Raw genomic sequence first — 19,859 nt, forward strand, 5'->3', positions numbered from 1 at the left:
TTACTGTATAATTACCTAGTTGTATAATACTCGCTAATTAGAATAGGTTTAGAATGGGATTAAAACGTAATTAAAAAAGCCGCCCCTAGCAGGCCATTCGATCACCGCCATACTGGTCCTACTTCTTTTTTCGATGCCAATTTTTGATGATACAGGGATTTTTATAATTACGGCTATAAAAATTAAGGAATTCATAATTATTTTTTTCTATACTAATAGCAAGTAATATTGGGAGTCAATAATAAGGAGGAAAAAGTATGAGTATATCATCTGTAAACAACAGCGATTGGACTACATTATTAAATCAGTATGCTGCTTATCAAAACACCAATGCAGCGACAAATACTGCCAGTACCAGCACATCAAATAGTGACAGTCTATCGGGTATCACCAGCATTAGTACTGATGGTGATACGTTTCAATTATCTAACATTACCTCATCGTCTCAGTTGTCTGCAGCGCAAATTTACAGTAAAATGGATACCAACGGTGATGGCTCAGTGAGCGCGGAGGAATTCGCAGCAGCACGTCCTAGTAACGTTACCGAAGAAATGGCTGCAAATCTCTATAATAGCTTCGATACAGACAGTTCAGGATCATTAACAGAATCCGAATATGAAACGGCCATGAACAATGCATCTTCTGTAGACAACAGATACTAAATAAGCTAGAATCCATAACGATTAGTAAATCTTATTTTCTCCCATTTATTACTTGATTTAGTTACCTGTCACTCTTTACTTCTACCAAAAGCGTATCAAACAATAATTAGCACTGCCTACTTGCTATGTGTATATTTTCTCGTCTCTTTTATCTTTTGCTGTAACTTTCTTTGTATCCACCTGTCTTTGCGTCAAAGCTAACCCCTTCCGCATAAAATTTTTATCTTCGGGGTTTTCCATGTATAAAAGCCGATTTTCAAGGCACAATATAAACGTAAGTTTCTCTCTCCAACCAGGACCAATTAGGTCCTGGCTTTTCTATGAATAATAGTTCAAGAGTTATAACAATTCCCGTACTCTCACCGCCGACGACAGTTTCTTGAAATAATAGTAAATCGCCTCTTTAAGGTAAATATACCTTTTTCCGAATTATTCCAGCATAATTATCTTGGAGGGATTTTTGTGAAATTATATAAGTACACAACCTGGCGTCCGTTGGAAAAAGGTTGTGATTTGAAGAAGGATTGCGTTCTTGTACAAAAATGCCATACGAAGGAAAATCTATTAAATTCCAAGCTTTTCTTCAATTCACCAAAACAATTTAATGATCCATTTGATACATTGCCAATAGTAATAACGGAACATACTGAGAAAGAATTGAAGAAATTTGGAATTAAAGTATTTATGGAACAGTATAAGCAACCTAAGAAATTGGCAATGAAAAATTTTAAGGAAATACTGAAAACGGATAAACGTTATAAGAGTAAGAAGACATTTCAAAAAATGATAATAAACACTTTTTTAACAAGTCGAAGAGAAACAGGCGTTACCTGTTTTTCTCAGAACTCACCAGAAAAATTACTAATGTGGGGATATTATGGAGATAAAGATACCGGAGTATGCCTAGAGTTTAATTTTCCGAATAATAAACCGGATTTTTCACTACTAAGCGGAAATCAAAACATAAAAATTGGAGGACCTTTCCCGATCAAATACGGGAATGAACTTCCTATATATCATTTTTTAAATATCGGTCAGGAAGAACTTTATAATAGTCTTACTTCTAAGTGTAAAGAATGGAAACTTGAAAATGAATACCGAATAATTTGCTACAGATATGTTGGCCCTCTAGTTTATCCCGCCTCATATCTAAGAGCAATCTACGCAGGTTGTAAAATGAATGATACAAATTTTGAAGAACTTCGAAAGACGATAAAAAAAATGAAATTTGAACCACTTCTTTATCGTACTAAAATTAATAAGGAACAATACAAATTAGACTTAATCAAAGTTTAAATCTCTGGATATTGGCCCCATAGCTGGCCATCTCGCCTTTGAAGTCGTATCTACTAATTCAGCAAATAACAGCTATAAAAACATAACAGAAGTACTTCTATTATTTATTAAATATGCATAAACAAAAAGGTCTTTATCCCAGCTAACTGAAATAAAGACTCTTTTATAGCCACTATCCTCTTAAATGTGAATTTTGCGAATGAGCTTTTAGCCCATTTGTTCTCCTTGGAGATAGGGGCGCAGATACTGGGTCTCAATAGAGTAAGCTTAGAACTTACAGTTAAGACCGATGCCTACCCCGTCGTAAGTGGGATAATCATTATCTTTATTGGATTTATAATTGACATTGAGCGCCAGCTTGTCATTCAATGCATAATTAACGCCAGCTTGCCATTCGGTAGTATAGTTGTTAGTAATAACCGACGCATAACCATCCAGTTTGGGAGCTAAATTCGTGGTAACTCCAATGCCGTAAAAGACTTTGTCAGATTGATTGTCATAACCATAACTACGGTCACCGACAATCAGGTGAACACTCGGGTCCAACTTATACTGAGCGTAAATATCGGTAGTATTCCAGTCTGCAGAATTGGCAGAATAGTGGTTATGCTCAATCCCCAGCGTAAACTTGTCGGAGACAGCACCTTCTAGATAAATACTATTATTACCAGTGTCATTACTCATGTTGTAATGATTATAGCCTATAGTTGCTTCTCCTGGAGCTAAGTCACTAATCGGAGCGGCAAAACCAATGCTTGAAACCAGCATCGTTCCGGCGATAAGAGCTAGAATTTTCGTTTTCATTATTGAACAATCCTTTCTAAAATAAAATAGTCTGTTGAATATACATGATTTTCTTCACTATGTTTTTCACACCCCTCCAATCCACTGTTCTTATATCCTCAGGTAAACGATACCATGGAAATATGACAAAATTATGACTGCAAAGTCATTTTTTCCTTCAATTAATGAACCAATAAGGCCCATCCCTCAGCATTCGCTAGGGAGGAACCCAATCCACTGCAATACTTAACAGAAAAACAATAGCTAATAATTGATGTACAATAAAAAAAGCCACCAACCGGAATCGATTGAAGGCTGTTTTCCTCCACTTACTTTACATATCACATTTCTCATAATCAGTGAATAATATAAACGGAAAATACCCATTAGCAAAAAACGCGAGAGGAAAACTATGAAAATTCCAAAAGGTAAAGGATTTGATCTGGCTTGCGGTTTATTAATAACCGTTGTTCTGGAAGATGTAGTCTTGATTGGAACATTTTTAGGAGAGCTTAGAAACGAACGTAGCACAAAATGTCCGCCGGTTCATGTGGACTTAAAATGTGATAACGCCCCTGTATTTTTCTTACTCCAGTTAGCATGTAGCGCTCTCATTAATAGTGTAGAATTTGATGCAGGAACAATTGTCGCAATCAGTGTAAACGAAGTTCAATTTATTGCCATCGGTGGTAAATGCGATTCTGAGTGTGATTCTGAAGATACGAAAGTAACAGCAAATTCGTAATATTGGTATTCCGGTGCTTTTATGTACGTATGCTGAAAGCGTGTGCAATAAATGAAGAAAGCCCATTCCTAGCACAATGCTAAGTATGGGCTTTGATATTCTGTTCTATTTGGGCGGTCGATCTCAACTGGAGTGGTACAAAAATAATTAACAACTAGTTGAGTCGTTACCTACACAACAAAAGAACAGGAGCAAAATAATAATAATGATAATGATCCCAAACCCGCCGCCAAAACGGAAAATTTTAATCCCCTATCCCGACACGACCCGAGATAGGGGATTTCGGTTCCTGGTTGCGGCAGAAACTCTCAACAAAAGAATACAAATATTAATAACAAATACCTGCAAAAATGTTGAGTTACTACAGATTATGCTAGAAAATCATAAATGACACTATCTTATAGAACTAAAAAGTCCCCCCAGCATCTGCCAGAGAATGGGGCTTTCAAACGATACCTCTGAAAGTAAAATGATACTTTTGAGAAACATACAAATAAATCGATTGAAAGCCTCTTTATCATTCACTACGTTTCAATAAACCAACGTCCTTCATCATCAAACAAATGAACTTGCTTACCGCATATCCTGCACACATACCTCATCCCCACTCCACCGCCTTTAAGTGAAGCCGCCTGCCGAACATCTAAAACCCGATCAATGGAAAAATGTCGGCCATCGCCCCATGTCATTTCAAGTGGTCGAACTGTCCCATTCGTATCGTGCTCTGCTGTTATTTTTACAAATATCTTTCCCATTGCTTCTCCTACCTAAAAAATGATACCGGATGAATTACATGATCATCCTTAGGATTAAAACCAGTCAGTTGTCTATCATTCAGCATGGAACAGCGTTGGATACTGTACGGACCAAATCGGCGGCGAATGTCATCTATCGTCTTTTCTAATTGTTCTTTCGTGGTTGGATCTTCTCCAAATAAATCAAGCTGTATATGTTGATCAGCAGTTACTAGGTCAGCACCGCGCACGCCAATACTGCGAATAGGCTTATTCCAGTGATAGTTTCTAGAAAACAATTCTAAAGCTTTCTGCGCTATTGTCCCTGAAATATAAGTCGATGTAGTCAGCTTTCCTTGCCGTTCAAATGACGACAATTCATTGTCCCGTACATAAATAGAAACCGTTGAGCATTTTAGTCCATGTGCTCGGAGCCGCACCGCTACACTCTCAGCCAGCACATAAATAATCAGTTTTACGTCTTCATTATTAATCAGGTCACGCGCTGTGGTCGTGCTGTTACCAACGGACTTCACTATGCTTTCTATGCCAGCTTTTCGCACAGGTGCCGAATCCAAACCGTTTGCAAATTGCCAAAGCGTTTCACCCCAAACGCCCAATAAAAGTTTCAAATTACGGACGTCCGCTTTAGCTAAATCGCCAATGGTAAATATAGCTCTATGTTCAAGTTTCCTTCGCGTTGACCGTCCAACATAAAGCAAATCACCAACAGGTAGCTGCCAAACTAATTGCTTAAAATTATCCTTATTAATAACAATGGTGGCATCCGGCTTTTTCATATCACTGCCAAGCTTTGCAAATATTTTATTCCATGACACGCCAACGGAAACAGTAACGCCAAGCTCATTTTTCATGCGTTGCCGGATAGTATCAGCGATCGTTCGGCCATCACCAAACAATCGAACAGAACCGGTAACATCCAACCATGATTCGTCTATCCCAAAAGGCTCTACCTGGTCAGTATAATTGGCATAAATGGCCTTAGCCATCCGCGAAAATCGGAGATATTTGCGAAAGTCCGGAGGGACTACGACAAGCCCCGAACATTTCTGTTTTGCTTGCCAAATTGCATCACCTGTTTTAACACCAGCAACTTTAGCGATATTATTTTTAGCCAATACAATGCCGTGCCGAGCCTCGACATCGCCACCAACAATAACAGGTTTATTTCGTATTTCAGATCGATAAAGACATTCGACGCTGGCATAAAAATTATTTAAGTCAACATGCAGAATAGTTCTAACCATCATTCATCACCCATTAGAACATATGTTTGTTTCTCTAATTATAGAACATATATTCAATGATATTCAAGTTGGAATAATTGACAATAAAAGAGCCCCATATTGGGCTTTTAGCTTAGATTTTCCCTTCGCGGGTTTATATCTTATTTGTTTCATCAAGTTCTGAAAATTCTACTAAGTCCTGTTTCCCAAATTACGCCTTCCATTATTTCGAATTGGTCTTTACTCAGTTGTTTGCCCTATCCAAACATTGGAGCTTTTTTTATATTAGATTTATAAATATTATTTAGACAAATAAAAAGCCCATCCCCCAGCATCTGCCGGAGAATGAGCCTCGATTTTATTGCCAGAACGGTCAACTCTGGCATGTGGAAATAATAGAGAAGGTTTTGACAATCCCTTCGCGTTAATTATAGCAATTAAATATGACAAATTTATGACAAAAAAGCTCCTATCCCAACCAATCGGCTGAGACAGGAGCTTCAGCGTTTTTACTTCGTAAGCGGCATAACCTCGAAACTGATGATCTTTTCAAACATTAAATAATCTTTACTATTTTGTAAAACTTCAATTTTATTAAGCATATAGCAATTAGGATCAATACTTACATGACCTTTTACCCAATTAATAAAACCATCAATTTCAGATTCCGACAACTGATATTCCCGTTCGCTAGAATCGCTCATCGTGACTCGCAACAATGCCTTGCTGGATGCGACCGGCGTAGCAGATGCCTCATTGGATTTTGCGCTTTCACCATCAGCATCTACAGTTGTTACCACATAATAGTAAGTGGTACCGTTTGTTACGGTGGTATCTACATAGCTATTAGTCGATACATTTGCACCTACGGTAGTATATGGGCCGCCCGCAATAATGGAACGTTTTACATTGTAGCCGGTTACGCCTGTAACTGCTGTCCATGATAGAGTTACTTGGGAATCGCCTGCGGTGGCAGTTAGGTTGGTTGGTGCATTTAGTGGTGAATAAGGTGCCGTTGGAGGAATAAAATTAGAGGTCCAACGAGCTATACCTTTAGATACACGAAATTCATCAATATATCCCGGAAACCAATACCCTGAATAGTATGATCCAATACAAGGCGTACCAGTAGGTACATATATCGATAATGATGATGTTGCTGTTGAGATTAACGTTCCATTTTGAAATGTATAGAAAGTCGAGCCATGTCGAACTACTGCATAATGTGTCCAAGAATTAAGCATTATAGATCCCATAGAAACCGCAGAAGCCGCATCCCAATTTATTCCATTACTAGTAGCATAAAAATAACATACCCCACTTGATACCCAGCCTAATAACCAAGCTGGATAACCATTTGTGGCGTTATAATTCCTTGCGGCAACGCAGCTCCCACCAGTCGAAGTTCTATATTCCCACCAATCAATGGTAAAATCTCCTGTTCCAAAATCAAAGTCTGAGCTGTTAGGTGTAGTTAAGTATTGACTTGTACCATTGAAATATAAACTTGATTCTCCAAACTCACTTTTCGCTGTGCTTACAGCCGTTCCATTATTTGCCGTCCATACTTTTCCACTTTCGTCTGTGATTCCGCCATCAAAATGTAATAACGATACTGTATATTTGTCATCTACTGCCATTTTATTACCTCCAAATATTTTATTGAAATCGGCATATCCAAGGATCTCTTATTTTAATTGTGTATATCCTGTATATCGGCTTTCACTTATATACATTCTTGTAAGATACTTTTTTAAACGATTCAAACCACATTTTCTCAAATTAAATACAGCCTGCGGTGTAACCCCCAATTCGTGGGCATATTCCGTCAGGCTGTATCCTAAAACTATTGTTTTTACTATCGCTTGCCGCTGCTTAATTGAAAGAGTGTCCAGTGCTTTGCTAAGCCTTTTCCGCAATAGCTTTAGCTCTACTACTTCGGCTACATCGATATGATCCGGTTGTGATTCAAAACAACTTTCAATATTTTCATGATTAACATATCGCTGTTGCTTCTTAAGCATATTCCATACAGCATATTTAACACGACTTTCAACATATCCCGGCAACCGCACCCCTTTATTTGAGTCATATGTTGCAAATGCTTCAACAACTGCCAACCATGCTTCGGCTTTTTCATCGTCTGATTTATTCCAAGTGTATTTCTTTACAAGTGGTACAAAATCCATAATTTCCAATATATCCCTCCTATAAGGAAAAGCCACTCAAACTTTGAGTGGCCAAATTCAAAATAACCCAAATAGCTTATCAATCTTCACTGTGTATTTAACTTCAAACCCAGATTGATGGCCACCAACATGCTGCTCATAACTCACAGCCGCGTCTTTGCTAAAGTTTCGCTGAACTTCGACTGGCACATACCGATCACCGCCATGCTGGCCATACCCAGCAGACCACTCCCAATTGCGATAATTATTGTTTTTATATACCTGCACCTGGTACTGGTCATTGAGCGTCGTTCCATTCTGAGCGTTCTGCTTATCAATTTCTATTTTCTGCTGCTCAGTCGTAGGGACAGTCGTTACAATAGTCCGATCCGTTTTTTCTAATGCTTCCAGTGGCAAGGTCGGATCGTCCTGATTGATTCGTGTTGCAACTTGCTGAGCCGCCTGATCAGAACTACCTGCTGCTACAACAAAATTAGTTACTGGCTGCACTTTGCCGGACTGAGCCCTACTAATAAAATCAGCAAGCATTTGAGCATTCTGCTTGCTTTCATTCAACAGATTTTGCAAAACGTTTACGTCCTTGGCCTGCTGCGAACTTAGCAATGTAGCTTGCTGCAGCTTCGCCTCTGTTTCAGCATGCTTCTGCCAAGCAAAATAGACAATCAACAACAAAATCAATACGCCCAAGCAGATAAGAACCGGCCTGCGGTATTTTTGCCACAGGCCGGTTTTGACGTTATTCAAAATTTGTTGTGCCAATTCTTTTTCAGTCAATTATGCCACCCCCAGGGCACGCGCAACAACAGCACCTATCTGCCATATAATGTACCCGCCTACTACCAAGGCTACCGGAACAGATACGCCATGTTTCTGGCGGAAGTTCTCGGCCCAATTGGACTCTTCTACATCTAATTTTTGAGTTTCAGCTTTAACCTCTTCCGCTGCCTTTTTAGCTTTTGACTCCGCATCAGCTAACGTTTGTCTCATAGCAGCTAATGCATCAGGAAATACTTGATCCCCTGATGCTTCAAATTGAGCTATAGCCGCTTTCATATCTTCAATGTCGAATTGTACTGGCGTTTTAGTTTCAGCCGCCTGGTCAGTCTCTTGTGCTTCCGTAATAGGTGCTGTTGCTTCTTGTGCAGGAGTAGCTTGTCCCTGCAATTCTAAAATGGCGATCTTCCGTTCTTCTGCCGTCATAGCATCAATCTGATCTTGTGTATACATTTTACATTCCTCCATTTGAAATTTTAGGCGACTCGTTGAGCCGCCTTTCATTATTCATAAAGAATATTACCGTCAAAATTCTGTCCGTTAATATTTAAGCAATCAGTAAACTGCCACATATACCCCTTGAAATCGTCAGTAGAATTATATTCGGCATTCCAGACAGCACACCCAAGGCTTTGCCAATCAATATAGTCCATAAGCCAGCTATAACTTGCATATACACCGCAATTAAGGCCAATGTAATCAATAAACGTTTTACAAATAGCCGTAATTCCGGCAGCATCAAAAGAAAATCCATGATTAGCCTTATATTGATCTGCGTCTTCCATGTCAAAAAACACGGGTAATTCTAGAGCTACGCCAGAATTATCAATGGTCTCCCGGCAGCTCTTAGCCTCTTGAATTGCATCATCTACGCTAAGCGCATAACTGTAATGTCATGCTCCAACTCTAAGCCCCACTGCATGAGCCCCATTCACATTTTCAAGAAATTTTTCATCGTTCGAATATAAACCGTACGAGCAGCGAATCATAGCAAACTCAATCCCTGCATCTGCCACGGCCTGCCAATCGACTGTGCCATTGTTTCCTGATACGTCAATACCTTTCATCATTTCTTCATAACCTCGCTTTGTATATTTTTTATGACGTCCTGCTGCGTTGGATGCATACCAGCTGGTGAATTAAACTGACTATCAGTTCCGTATTTCGTCCAAGCTGCCTTGGCGAGAGCTGCAACACCGCCAAGCCCTGTAACAACTACCCCCACGCCCGTCCAACAAGAACCGAGCTCAAATTTTGTGCCATACAGCGCATTGGACCAGTATCCTATAATCCAGGACACAAGCACCATACACAAAAAGATAAGCATCAAAACAACCATGAAAATAATAAGTGCAAGCCAATTTGCCTGCGCCCAATTGCAAAATCGTATAAATTTATTTTTCAATGTTTCATCTCCTCTTCTAACCCGTCAATTCGATGATGGGCCGACTTGGCACTTTCTTCCACCCTTACAAGCCGCTTATCCATATCTTGCCTAGCTTTTTCCGTGTTTTCAATAGCGTTTTTCAAATCCGTAATTGTTTCTTTTAATGCCATAATCGCATTGCCAAGAGGCTTTATAACAATTAGGTTGATTCCAACACCAACAAACCCAGCAATCGTAATCAGTTGAGCTAAATTGCCTAAATTAATCTCCACGCCTCGCCCTCCCTAAAAATTTGCACAAAAATAGCCGCTTTAGTAGCGGCAAGGTTCTCGCGGCATAGGCTCCTCCGTAATCAATAATTTACTTTCCATCCACCTGTTAACCATTTAGTTTTAACTGTGTATTTCCAAATCTGGCCTCATAATCTACCCCGTTAACTGCAACCTTCCAGGAACATGGACCATCATACTGGTATTTGACATTAGCGCAAAAAGCAGTATCCGTACTGGCTGCAAGGCTCAATCCAAAGAACCGGATGGCCTTATATCCCTCCTTACCAAGGTGCGGCATCAAACTGCGCGTTTGTAAGGCTGTTGGGGGTGGAAGCTCTGATACGCCTAGAGCAGCCTCACAAATATAGAAAGACCAGTGCCTTGCAATCACTTCCTATTTATTATTATGAAGTATCTTCTATTACTTAATATTATTTTATCACAGTCAAAAGCAAAAAAGTGTCTATTGTTTGTCACTTTTGTATGGCTTGTAGGGCCTCGATTCCGAACAGCGAAACGGCAAATTTCTCAATGGCTCTTTTCCGTAATTGATAAACAGACTGGCGCCGACTGTATCCTATTGCTTCTGCAATGTCTTCTTTACTTAGCTTCTCCACATACCACATGACCAAAATATCCTTATACCGCTCACATCCAGGATCCTCACATATCGAATCTATCTCCTTATCAATCCTCTCCACCTCAACCAGCGTATTGTCACGCATTTCCTGCCATTTTTGCAACTGGTAAAACTGGTTCAACGTATTTATAGGCCGCCCTGCATGAATGCCTGTAGCTTCCATCTGTGCCACTCCTGCCCCTTTGGGCACCGTCTGCCAAGTAAGTCTAGCAATCATCACATCAGCATGCTCAATGCTTTTCTTCAAATCCCTATAGTACCGCAAATAATTTTCTGCCTCTCTAATGCAATTCATTTCTAACCCCTCCCCTATAGTAACGCACCGAAGCAGACACGCTCCCCAACGTGCCTTTTATTGCTTGTTTATGAGCCTGTATAACACGGACCTGTTCAGTCCTTGCTCATCTCTACCTATAGCCGATACTAGTATTACTATTGCTACAAACACAACCAGAATCAATATGTTCAAGTACTACCTCCAATTTCATTATCCTGACCGAATTGACTAAGCAGTTGGCCCCACTGGAGCCGTGTAAAATCGTTCTTCAAACTCAGTCATGCGCTCAGTCTCCCGACTTTCTTCATAGTCTGCCGAATTAAACAATCTTTCTTTTCACGCTTTCTGCCTCCATTTGACGCTGTGTTCTCACCCGATCCGCCGCATGTCGGGAGGGTGATTATTTCGAACTCTTTTAGTTGACTTTAGTGGTAAAAAAATATTTATATCACATCCTATAATATCAGCAACCTCTTTTACCAATTCAAAAGAAAAATTTCCTGTTCTTTCTTTTTTAGCAAATGCCTGCTTAGATATTGGTTTTGTTAAGCTTCTTGCGATATATTCCTTAGATAATTTGCACTTAACCCGCTGTTCTCTAATAAGTAGGCCTATATATTTCATTGTGGCACCTCCCTGTTTTTGCAATCTATTAGTTGACTTAATTATATAGTAAACTAATAGATTTCGTCAATGCCACTAGTAAACTTTTTTTTGACGTAGAAAGTAAATTAAAAGTTTACTATAATATAAATAGGTGGTGACATTATGAACGGTAATATGATCTTTGCTAAACGAATAAAACAATTACGCGAAGAAAAGGGAGATAGCCAAGAATCTCTTGCTGCTATATTTAATTATTCGAAACAGGCTGTATCAAATTGGGAAGTAAGTGGTAAAATTCCTCGTCATAAAGTGTTGGAAAAATTAGCTGAACGTTATAATATTTCTATTGATTACCTTATCGGTTTTACTGACGACCCACAACCTACAAAGAATGCTGTAAAACAAAAAAAGCCAAGAGATCTTATAAAAATACTTGAACAGGAAGAATATACCCTGAATGGTCAAATTGCCAGTCAAGAAGATCGTGAAAAACTCGCCAAAATCGTTGAAGCTTTATATTGGGATGCAAAAGAGAAAAATAAGCGTAAGAAATGATCAATATTCCTTTGCGTGTCAAAAATCTCATAAAAAAATACAATACGAATGATCCGTATCGTATTGCAAAGGAATTAAAAATTGAAATTGTCTTTTGCGAAACTCCAAATAAAATCAACGGAATGTGGCGGCGAATTTTAAGAAGAAAATATATTGTAATTGATGAAAATTTAAACGAATGGCAAAGGATGGCCGTTATAGGCCATGAAATCGCTCATATAAAATGTCATAAAGGATATATGGACTTCTGTATAGCAGGGCGAACATTTTTTGCATCTAAACACAGAGAAGATGAGGCAAACACCTACGCAGCAGAATTAATATCCTATGGCTACGATATTAATAAGGAATATATTGTGAATTTTTTGAATGGCGAATATCGGTAACAGTACGACAAACAGGTCGTGTTTTTATTTGTCAAATTTAGTCGAACACCAGTTCTGTATTGAACAAGACTTATTGAAGGAGAAAGCTCATGGACATATCAGATTCAAATGACGGCCAAAATCTTGTTAACGACATTATTCTTTACACTACTGCGAATGGTCATGTACGAGTTGGATAATTAGTGTCAGTTGCACACCTATTGCACACCAAATTCAAGATTTCTTACTTAAAAATACATTGCACATTTCAACCTCCAGCAAAATAATTGGAGGTCTTCTTTGTTGCATTTAAAGAATGCTTGAATTAACATAAGCTATTATTTCATCTATATTTTTCTTTTGTGTAAAATCTACTGGCTTATCATAACTGGCAAGCATACCTCTTTCATCAGATGTTATTTTCTGTTTACCTTTCATCTTTAGTTTCCATTTCAATAACATCATGAGTATTTTATAAAAAAGATTTAATTTGCTATAATCAAAGCCACCCCTTAAATAAAAGAGTTGTATATGTTTCTGTTCCTCGATAGTAAAGTTTTTGTCTCTCACTTCACTTATCACCCCTTCTCTAGAGGGTGACGCTCCTGTTGCAAAAACAATAATTTTTTTATCCTTAAGTTTGTCGAGGTTTTGCCTTATATACTTTATTCCGTTAATGCCAACAGCATACACCCCACCACCGTAAATCACGGTATCATAGGCTACCAGTCTATCGACAGTAATCTCTGAAGCATCAAAAATATCCGCAGACAACTCTTCCGCAATCCATTCTGCATATTTTCTTGCAAACCCTGTTTTTGACTTATAAATTACTACAGTCTGCATTATTTTTCCTCTTATAAAAATTTCTTCGTATTTATCTACTATTATATAATCATATACCAAATATGCCTCTATGTAATGTAAATTATTCATACAAGTTGTGCCGTCAATGTTTCAGCCCTGACTTTCAATTTCCCATAGATTTCTCGTCTTCTGTATTTTGGTGAGAATACTACGTGATATTTACAGTTCCATTTTGTGTGTGCTAAACTGTTGTTGTCCATTCGGACACGACCTTCCTTATCTCTATAGATTGGCTGGCGAAACCATTTCTATAGTTGCACAATTCGAAGGTCGTTTTTTTCATTCCTTAACGCTAAAGCTCTTCCCCTCTCCCAGCATAGCTGGTGGTTCTTTACAATGAAAAGAGCCCCACTCAAACGAGCGAGGCTCTTACTGATTATTTACTCAACCAGCCATGCGTATAAAAATATTCCAACATGTCTTTATTGGTATAAATTTTATCACCGTCTTTGATTTCACAGCCTGAAGCTTCACCGCTTTTATGATGGTAAAGAGCAGTTTTCATAGCTCCTTCTAAATCTTCAAGCTCTATCTCACTTTCTTGGCGATAACGCATAAATTTATAAGTTACACTCATGTTATCGTTACGCTTCCTCTCTGCTTATTCCGGCAGCTTTCACTACACAGTAACCTTATTCTATATGCAAATAAATGTCAATAGTGACAATCTGAACATCAGGGCCAACATCCCCTTGCATGCCAGCGTTCCACATAGCAGTCCCGCCTTTTATTTCTTTTCCTTGGACTCTTCATACAATCAATACGATATAAAGCCTCCAACAAAATAGTTGGAGGCTTTTCTTGTTGCAGGGCAGGAGTATGATCGTACCCAGTTCTTTGCGAAAAATATTATACCTTCATCAATATCCATTCGGCAGACTCTTGCTAATTTACTAAATTTTCATACTATTGTATAAAACAAAAAATATCCACCGTAAACCTACAGGATGATCTATAGGTAACGGTGGGTTAATCTATTGTATTAATTTTTTAGCAATCTATGCTATCACTTATGGTTTTTCGTACTCCCCAATAATACACCATCCACTTTTATCTAGTCTAACAGTATAAGTAACATGAATACCTTCTCCCCCGCCTATTTCCTTTCCCGTTGCATCTGTATAATATATTGTATAAATCATATCTACATATATTAAACCGTTTTCTTCGTCTTTCGTTTGATAAATTTCCTTAAGACTAAGATCAATTTTGATTGGTTTTTTAAATTCATCAGGATGACTCATGCAAGCGTATTTATAATGTATATTCTCAAACATATCTTTTGAAATATGCTTGGAAATTTCGCCAGTATATCCCTTATCAGTAGTAAACGCTTCTTTGATTACATCAGATATATCAACATATTTAGTGTATTCTCCATAGTTAATCGGTTCTTTAGCATGATTTCCAAATTGGCTGTCATCATCCGATATCAGCCAAAAAAGTAACCTGCTTACACAAAAAAATAAGCCTACTATAATCACAGTAACTATTATTAAAATTTTCTTTTCGTTCACCTTTATACAAAACCTTTCCATCTTCAATTGTTTGTTACTGGAGAATCTTTTAAATTAATAGGCATTATTAGCACAAAGAAATCTAAGGCTAAATCACCATTTCCATCTTTCTTTGTTATTATTGCAGAATGATGCCATCCATGTTCAGAATTATAAAACTGAATTATGTCTCCGAGGTTAGCATCAAGGCTATTATATGATATCCAACAATAGCCCCTACTTTCCATATAATTACCAAATTCTTCTGCATCTACCCATGAACCTGTTATTATAAAACCGTATCCTTCAACCCTATCACAAAACCAGTCTTCCGCTACTGGAATTCCAGCATGTGTCCAGCATTGTGACACAAAGTTGGTACAATCATTGTCAGCATCAAAAGGATAATTATCTGTGTCAGGATTATTCCAATGATTTTCAGATCCCCCCTAAGCGGATTCTTTGTTATTTTTGTAATTATTCAGCCTGTACATCAGAAAATTTATCCGCTTTCTGCCGTAAAACCAGAGTAAACTCGCCCATACCTTTACTATCGGAATATCTCTCATTGTAATCAATTATAAAGGCATTTGGAAAATGCATAGTTCTAAAGGGTTGTCCAGTAGTAACTACCTGAACAGTTACATCCCGATAGGCATCTGCATTCTGTGCCGTAACCAATGACCATTTTAGTAATTTTGAAGTTTCTTTATCAGACGGCAGCATGTTATTATGAGTAAGTTTTCCGGTTACAAACAGTGTAGCTGCAACAGTGGATGACTTAGCCATTGAGTTGTTGGGTGTATTTACGCCAATATTTGCGGATTTAATAACGTCTACACCTAAGTTAATTTCTGTGTCTTGCCCTTTAACTGCTAATGTAAATCCCATTATAAAATCTCTCCCTTTACTTTAGTCCTAGAATAATTAGTATGCCGCCTTTGATTTTAGCTACATGTTACATAATACCAAAACTATATGACCAAATTGTGACATTTAAAGTATTTTTTAGCAAAACATTATTCCCAGTGACAATGATTTTGTTAACTAAACAAAAAAATGCCACCCAGCAGCATAACGCTACTAAGCGGCATTAAAATTTTATTTTGTAAGCGGCATAACCTCGAAGCTGATGATTTTTTCGAAAGCCAAATATTCTTTGCTTTCTTGTGTACCCACTTTCTTATTCAGCATGTAACCAGCAGTATCTGTGCTTGCATGCTTCATAAACCAGTTTACAAAGCTGTCGATTTCGGTAGATGATAATTGATAATCGTGATCGCTGGAATCGCTTACGGTAACTCGCAAAAGTTGAGTTTCTGTAGTCGGCGGCGTTTCAGGAGTAAAATTTTCAGTCCAACGGGCAATTCCCTTAGAAATTCTAAATTCATCAATATACCCAATAAAATAAACTTCATTATCACGATCTTTGCCAATAAGAGATGTACTATCCACTACTGCAAATGCACCAGCACTAGTAAAGGTCGTTGTTAAAACGCCATTTTTAAATAAGTAAAACTTGGTATCTTTCCTACATACAGCAAAGTGATTCCACCTATTTAAATCATAAGTACCAAATATACTCCCTAAAGCAATATCATAATCTGAAGGACGCAATATATTAGAATTAGATGATCCCGAAAACGCCTCATTTGTACTATTAGCATTAACATCTATACCTATTACTATAGGGCTTTTTTGTATCGAGGTCCCCCTGCAAAATAATGCTCCATTACCTGTCGGTGCGGCAGTCCTATACTCCCACCAATCAATAGTAAAATCCCCTGCCCCAAAATCAAAATCAGTAGTATTAGGCGTACTTAAATATTGATTGCCAGCTAAATATAAGCTCTTACTCCCCATTTTTGATTGGTTAGTTGAGATAGCTGCTCCACCATTTGCTGTCCATACCTTACCACTTTCATCTTTAATTCCATCATCAAAATGTAATAACGATACAGTGTATTGATCCATTTCATACATATTTGCATTACCTCCAACTTTTATTTGATTAGAAATCGATATACCAACGGATTAATATTTGATACAAGCCAACAAAGCGATGTTCTGAGGACGAGTTTCGCTGCCGCCTGCTTCAGTCGTACCTAATTCCTTTGTACACTGAGCACCTGTTCTTACAACCGTTCCATTTGCATTCCCAGTATAAACATTCATTGTATCCTGTTCACTAGGTATTGTATAAAGGAGAGTATTAGCACGATATGGATATGACAAAACCGCATGGTAATGAGATTTAGTGTCATCTGCTTGCACACTTCCTAATTGTCTTCCCGTATCAACTCCGCGCCCCACATCAAGCCCGCGAATAAACTCACCACGCAAATCGGGTAAATTAAATGTACTTTTACCGTCACCAATACCAAACGAAGTACCTAACATATTAAATAAATCCGCAAACACATCCCGCAATACTTCGCGGCCATCGCACAACAACCAGCCTTCCGGTGGAAATTGCCTTGCAAAATAATTTACCGTACCAACTGGAATTTTTTCATTACAACAACACATAGTTAACACCTCATAATTTTTTATTTTCAAACCGACATAACCCGGACCTCTTATTTCAGCTGTGTGTATCCTGTATATCGACTTTCACATATTAATCATCAAAATTTAACCTAACCTAACTTAATCACCTAATCGTGCAATTGATTTATGCTGCTTCAGCAATTCCATTACTTCGGGATTGGTATAGGAGTCCGGCACAACCGTGTAAGTATTGACGCCGGATGGAATCACAAAGATAAAGATATGGAATATCGCCTTCGTTTGGAAGCGATAAAATTCAAGTAATAAAAATGCCGCCTGGTAGCTTGTGCTGCCGAGCGGTATTTTTTGTTTACAATATCACCAGTTTAGTGGATTTGGATATTTCTGTACGGCTTTTTAGTTTTATCTTGTTTTTGTAAGTTCACAGTAAGAACCATCATTAAATTGTGCATCAATTTTATCTTCTACGACATTGTCTATATAGAGCTCCTGCTGCGCAATAAAAAATATATATTATTCCCTAGTTCATCTTCAGTAAAACTGCGTAAGGTATTAAATACAATATATTTCAAAAAATAGGAAGAAGGACTCTTTCCAGCAATCAGCCAGAATGGTCCTTATTCATGCACTCAACCGTTTTTCTGCAACTGCGTCAAAATAAAAAAAGGCTCCCTCGCTGAGAGACGAGAGAGCGATCGGAGAAAATTTGGAAAAGTTGTATATATTTTAACGGCCATACATAGACCGGATCAGCTTGCTTATAAAATATCATATAAATTGACAAAATTATGACAAAGGCCCCTAAACCGACTGAGAGCTACGCTCACACTCTAAACTAATCTGCAAGTACCAAGTTTGTTATTGAATAAGAGAAAGATCTGGGTAATACCCCATAGAAGCGCCGTACCATGATAAAGCTCCTAAGGATACCATTAATAGAAGATAGACAGCAACAATTATAATTTTCTCACCAAATGTCGTCTTAATATTATCTTCTTTATTTAATGTAGGTTCACGGTATACGTCGTCGTGACCAATTAAATTTGCCATTATATCATCCCTTTTAATTGAATTAGCGAAAATATCTTTCCACTGATTCAGTGTATGCTGATATAATTGTTTTGTAAATATAATCCAAAAATGTTATAATATTAAATTTAGCGAGACTTTTTTGACAAATAAAAAAAGCGCCTACCCCAGCCATTACGGCCAAAGTAGGCGCTTCGTCTGCTTACCATTCAGTAGCTACCATAAATACACAATACTGTATATTAAATTACATTTAATTGCAGGAAATTCCTATTAAATGTAGTATTTTGGAAATTAGGAGGTGTTTATGTGCGACAAAAACCGTTATTTTTGTTGATAGCCTTTTTGCTTATTTCAATAATGATTGGAGGTTGTACAGGCATGCAAAGTACAACAGTAATTACACCTAAGGTAGAGAAATATCCTAATAAGCCTATTACTATAATTGTACCGTTTAGTGCTGGAGGAGGAACGGACCTGATGGCCAGAGCACTAGAAAAGTGGGCTTCAAAATATTTAGGACAATCACTTATCGTTATCAACAAGCCCGGAGGAACAGGGACAATAGGGTGGAATGAATTGGTTAGTGCCAACCCCGACGGCTATACTATTGGGATTACACAAATCGACCTAGTATTACAACCGATTTATGGATCCACTAAGTATGATTACCCAACAGCACTTGAGCCGTTGGCTCAAGTGGCGACTTCATCAATAGTGTTGGCAGTATTAGCTGATCAACCGTGGCAAAATATTGACGATTTAGTTCAATATGCTAGAAATCACCCTGGACAACTAAAGTTTGCTCATGGTGGCATTGGTTCAAACAATCATGTACTTGGCGAAATGTTTGGTAAAGCCGCAAATATTACCATTACCCAGGTTCCTTTTAATGGTAATGGTGAAATGGCTGCCGCTTTACTTGGCAGACATGTCCAGCGTATCCTTACTAATCCAATGACGATTAAAGAATACGTGAAAAACGGTACTGTACGAGTATTAGCAGTTGCAGGCACACAAAGAATGAACGATCCAACGTTTAGCAACGTGCCAACATTTAAAGAGCAGGGATTAAATGTTGCTTATAGTTATTGGTATGGAATAGCAGCTCCCAAAGAACTACCGAATGATATAAAATCTAAACTTGTTGATGGGTTTAAAACAATAATTAATGAACCCGAATTCCAAAAAAACATGGAAAATCTAGGACTAGATATTGAATATTTAAGTCCTGAAGAATCACAAACAAAATGGATAGCTGAGAGCCAAGAATTAAACAAAATTGTACAAGAAACTGGCATTATAGACCTAATCAAATCTCAAAAGCAATAGATAAAATTAACAAACTGTGTTTAACTTGTGATAATGTCACTATGTAGACTATCGTGAGAAAATGTCACTATGAACAACGAGGTGCATTTTCT

24 protein-coding genes and 3 pseudogenes are annotated in these 19,859 nt (G+C 38.0%); 6 read left to right on the forward strand and 21 right to left on the reverse strand.

Annotation, left to right across the window (positions count from 1 at the left end; all coding sequences use genetic code 11):
- The first annotated feature begins 257 nt into the window (after positions 1-257).
- Together Ga0466249_RS16360 and Ga0466249_RS27555 are read left to right on the forward strand one after the other, a co-directional pair.
- Positions 258-662 (forward strand): EF-hand domain-containing protein, encoded by a 405-nt coding sequence (locus Ga0466249_RS16360; protein WP_215830557.1) that lies wholly within the window; start codon positions 258-260, stop codon positions 660-662.
- A gap of 462 nt (positions 663-1,124) precedes the next feature.
- Positions 1,125-1,958: a DUF2971 domain-containing protein gene (locus tag Ga0466249_RS27555; protein ID WP_215830558.1), complete on the forward strand. Its 834-nt coding sequence runs from the start codon at positions 1,125-1,127 to the stop codon at positions 1,956-1,958.
- 267 nt (positions 1,959-2,225) lie between these two features.
- Here Ga0466249_RS27555 and Ga0466249_RS16370 read toward each other — a convergent pair whose 3' ends face one another.
- A complete protein-coding gene (locus Ga0466249_RS16370) occupies positions 2,226-2,762 on the reverse strand; it encodes a hypothetical protein (RefSeq protein WP_215830559.1) in 537 nt (178 codons plus the stop codon).
- Positions 2,763-3,153: 391 nt separating this feature from the next.
- On the opposite strand from Ga0466249_RS16370, the gene Ga0466249_RS16375 reads away from it, so the two are divergent.
- On the forward strand, positions 3,154-3,486 hold the full coding sequence (locus tag Ga0466249_RS16375; protein WP_215830560.1) for a hypothetical protein: 333 nt from the start codon (positions 3,154-3,156) through the stop codon (positions 3,484-3,486).
- 524 nt (positions 3,487-4,010) lie between these two features.
- Here the strand turns inward: Ga0466249_RS16375 and Ga0466249_RS16380 are convergent.
- The 11 genes and pseudogenes from Ga0466249_RS16380 to Ga0466249_RS16435 form a co-directional block, all read right to left on the reverse strand.
- The gene (locus tag Ga0466249_RS16380) at positions 4,011-4,241 is read right to left on the reverse strand and encodes a hypothetical protein (protein ID WP_215830561.1); all 231 of its coding nucleotides are present in this window, start codon (positions 4,239-4,241) and stop codon (positions 4,011-4,013) included.
- A gap of 8 nt (positions 4,242-4,249) precedes the next feature.
- On the reverse strand, positions 4,250-5,491 hold the full coding sequence (locus Ga0466249_RS16385; RefSeq protein ID WP_246588799.1) for a Y-family DNA polymerase: 1,242 nt from the start codon (positions 5,489-5,491) through the stop codon (positions 4,250-4,252).
- Positions 5,492-5,976: 485 nt separating this feature from the next.
- Positions 5,977-7,107 carry a LamG domain-containing protein gene (locus tag Ga0466249_RS16390; protein ID WP_215830562.1) on the reverse strand — a complete coding sequence of 377 codons (1,131 nt, stop codon included), beginning with the start codon at positions 7,105-7,107 and terminating at the stop codon, positions 5,977-5,979.
- 48 nt (positions 7,108-7,155) lie between these two features.
- The gene (locus tag Ga0466249_RS16395; protein ID WP_246588807.1) at positions 7,156-7,656 is read right to left on the reverse strand and encodes an RNA polymerase sigma factor; all 501 of its coding nucleotides are present in this window, start codon (positions 7,654-7,656) and stop codon (positions 7,156-7,158) included.
- 57 nt (positions 7,657-7,713) lie between these two features.
- The gene (locus tag Ga0466249_RS16400) at positions 7,714-8,430 is read right to left on the reverse strand and encodes a hypothetical protein (protein ID WP_215830564.1); all 717 of its coding nucleotides are present in this window, start codon (positions 8,428-8,430) and stop codon (positions 7,714-7,716) included.
- Entirely contained in the window at positions 8,431-8,883 is a 453-nt protein-coding gene (locus tag Ga0466249_RS16405) for a hypothetical protein (RefSeq protein WP_215830565.1), read from the reverse strand.
- Between the two features lie 50 nt (positions 8,884-8,933).
- Positions 8,934-9,500, reverse strand: a pseudogene (locus tag Ga0466249_RS27560) (GH25 family lysozyme).
- The gene (locus Ga0466249_RS16420) at positions 9,497-9,835 is read right to left on the reverse strand and encodes a hypothetical protein (RefSeq protein ID WP_215830567.1); all 339 of its coding nucleotides are present in this window, start codon (positions 9,833-9,835) and stop codon (positions 9,497-9,499) included. Before Ga0466249_RS16420 ends, Ga0466249_RS27560 begins: the two are co-directional and overlap by 4 nt.
- Complete coding sequence (locus tag Ga0466249_RS16425) at positions 9,832-10,089, reverse strand: hypothetical protein (RefSeq protein ID WP_215830568.1); 258 nt, start codon at positions 10,087-10,089, stop codon at positions 9,832-9,834. The genes Ga0466249_RS16420 and Ga0466249_RS16425 overlap by 4 nt, the downstream gene beginning before the upstream one ends.
- Positions 10,090-10,562: 473 nt before the next feature.
- Entirely contained in the window at positions 10,563-11,024 is a 462-nt protein-coding gene (locus Ga0466249_RS16430) for an ArpU family phage packaging/lysis transcriptional regulator (protein ID WP_215830569.1), read from the reverse strand.
- Positions 11,025-11,375: 351 nt separating this feature from the next.
- On the reverse strand, positions 11,376-11,630 hold the full coding sequence (locus tag Ga0466249_RS16435) for a hypothetical protein (RefSeq protein WP_215830570.1): 255 nt from the start codon (positions 11,628-11,630) through the stop codon (positions 11,376-11,378).
- A 144-nt stretch (positions 11,631-11,774) separates the two neighbouring features.
- Here Ga0466249_RS16435 and Ga0466249_RS16440 point away from each other — a divergent pair, with 144 nt between their 5' ends.
- Both Ga0466249_RS16440 and Ga0466249_RS16445 read left to right on the forward strand, forming a co-directional pair.
- Positions 11,775-12,167 carry a helix-turn-helix domain-containing protein gene (locus Ga0466249_RS16440; RefSeq protein ID WP_215830571.1) on the forward strand — a complete coding sequence of 131 codons (393 nt, stop codon included), beginning with the start codon at positions 11,775-11,777 and terminating at the stop codon, positions 12,165-12,167.
- A complete protein-coding gene (locus Ga0466249_RS16445) occupies positions 12,164-12,553 on the forward strand; it encodes an ImmA/IrrE family metallo-endopeptidase (protein WP_215830572.1) in 390 nt (129 codons plus the stop codon). Before Ga0466249_RS16440 ends, Ga0466249_RS16445 begins: the two co-directional genes overlap by 4 nt.
- 288 nt (positions 12,554-12,841) lie before the next feature.
- On the opposite strand, the gene Ga0466249_RS16450 is transcribed toward Ga0466249_RS16445, so the two are convergent.
- The 9 genes and pseudogenes from Ga0466249_RS16450 to Ga0466249_RS16490 all read right to left on the reverse strand — a co-directional run bounded on the left by Ga0466249_RS16450 (position 12,842) and on the right by Ga0466249_RS16490 (position 18,456).
- A complete protein-coding gene (locus tag Ga0466249_RS16450) occupies positions 12,842-13,378 on the reverse strand; it encodes a flavodoxin domain-containing protein (RefSeq protein ID WP_215830573.1) in 537 nt (178 codons plus the stop codon).
- A gap of 122 nt (positions 13,379-13,500) precedes the next feature.
- A pseudogene (locus Ga0466249_RS16455) lies at positions 13,501-13,599 on the reverse strand (IS200/IS605 family transposase); the annotation flags it as partial.
- A gap of 176 nt (positions 13,600-13,775) precedes the next feature.
- A complete protein-coding gene (locus tag Ga0466249_RS16460; RefSeq protein WP_215830574.1) occupies positions 13,776-13,976 on the reverse strand; it encodes a hypothetical protein in 201 nt (66 codons plus the stop codon).
- Positions 13,977-14,409: 433 nt separating this feature from the next.
- On the reverse strand, positions 14,410-14,916 hold the full coding sequence (locus Ga0466249_RS16465) for a hypothetical protein (protein ID WP_215830575.1): 507 nt from the start codon (positions 14,914-14,916) through the stop codon (positions 14,410-14,412).
- A gap of 23 nt (positions 14,917-14,939) precedes the next feature.
- Positions 14,940-15,323, reverse strand: a pseudogene (locus tag Ga0466249_RS16470) (amidase domain-containing protein); the annotation flags it as partial.
- A 49-nt stretch (positions 15,324-15,372) separates the two neighbouring features.
- A complete protein-coding gene (locus tag Ga0466249_RS16475) occupies positions 15,373-15,786 on the reverse strand; it encodes a membrane-associated protease 1 (RefSeq protein WP_215830576.1) in 414 nt (137 codons plus the stop codon).
- A 210-nt stretch (positions 15,787-15,996) separates the two neighbouring features.
- Positions 15,997-16,878, reverse strand: coding sequence for a LamG domain-containing protein (locus Ga0466249_RS16480; protein ID WP_215830577.1), 882 nt, complete (start codon positions 16,876-16,878; stop codon positions 15,997-15,999).
- A 51-nt stretch (positions 16,879-16,929) separates the two neighbouring features.
- Positions 16,930-17,424, reverse strand: coding sequence for a tail fiber protein (locus Ga0466249_RS16485; protein ID WP_215830578.1), 495 nt, complete (start codon positions 17,422-17,424; stop codon positions 16,930-16,932).
- A gap of 840 nt (positions 17,425-18,264) precedes the next feature.
- The gene (locus Ga0466249_RS16490; RefSeq protein WP_215830579.1) at positions 18,265-18,456 is read right to left on the reverse strand and encodes a hypothetical protein; all 192 of its coding nucleotides are present in this window, start codon (positions 18,454-18,456) and stop codon (positions 18,265-18,267) included.
- A 360-nt stretch (positions 18,457-18,816) separates the two neighbouring features.
- Between Ga0466249_RS16490 and Ga0466249_RS16495 the strand changes: the two genes are divergently transcribed.
- A complete protein-coding gene (locus tag Ga0466249_RS16495) occupies positions 18,817-19,767 on the forward strand; it encodes a Bug family tripartite tricarboxylate transporter substrate binding protein (RefSeq protein WP_215830584.1) in 951 nt (316 codons plus the stop codon).
- The last annotated feature ends 92 nt before the right edge of the window (positions 19,768-19,859 follow it).

This window comes from Pelorhabdus rhamnosifermentans, from assembly GCF_018835585.1.
Classification (GTDB): domain Bacteria; phylum Bacillota; class Negativicutes; order UMGS1260; family UMGS1260; genus Pelorhabdus; species Pelorhabdus rhamnosifermentans.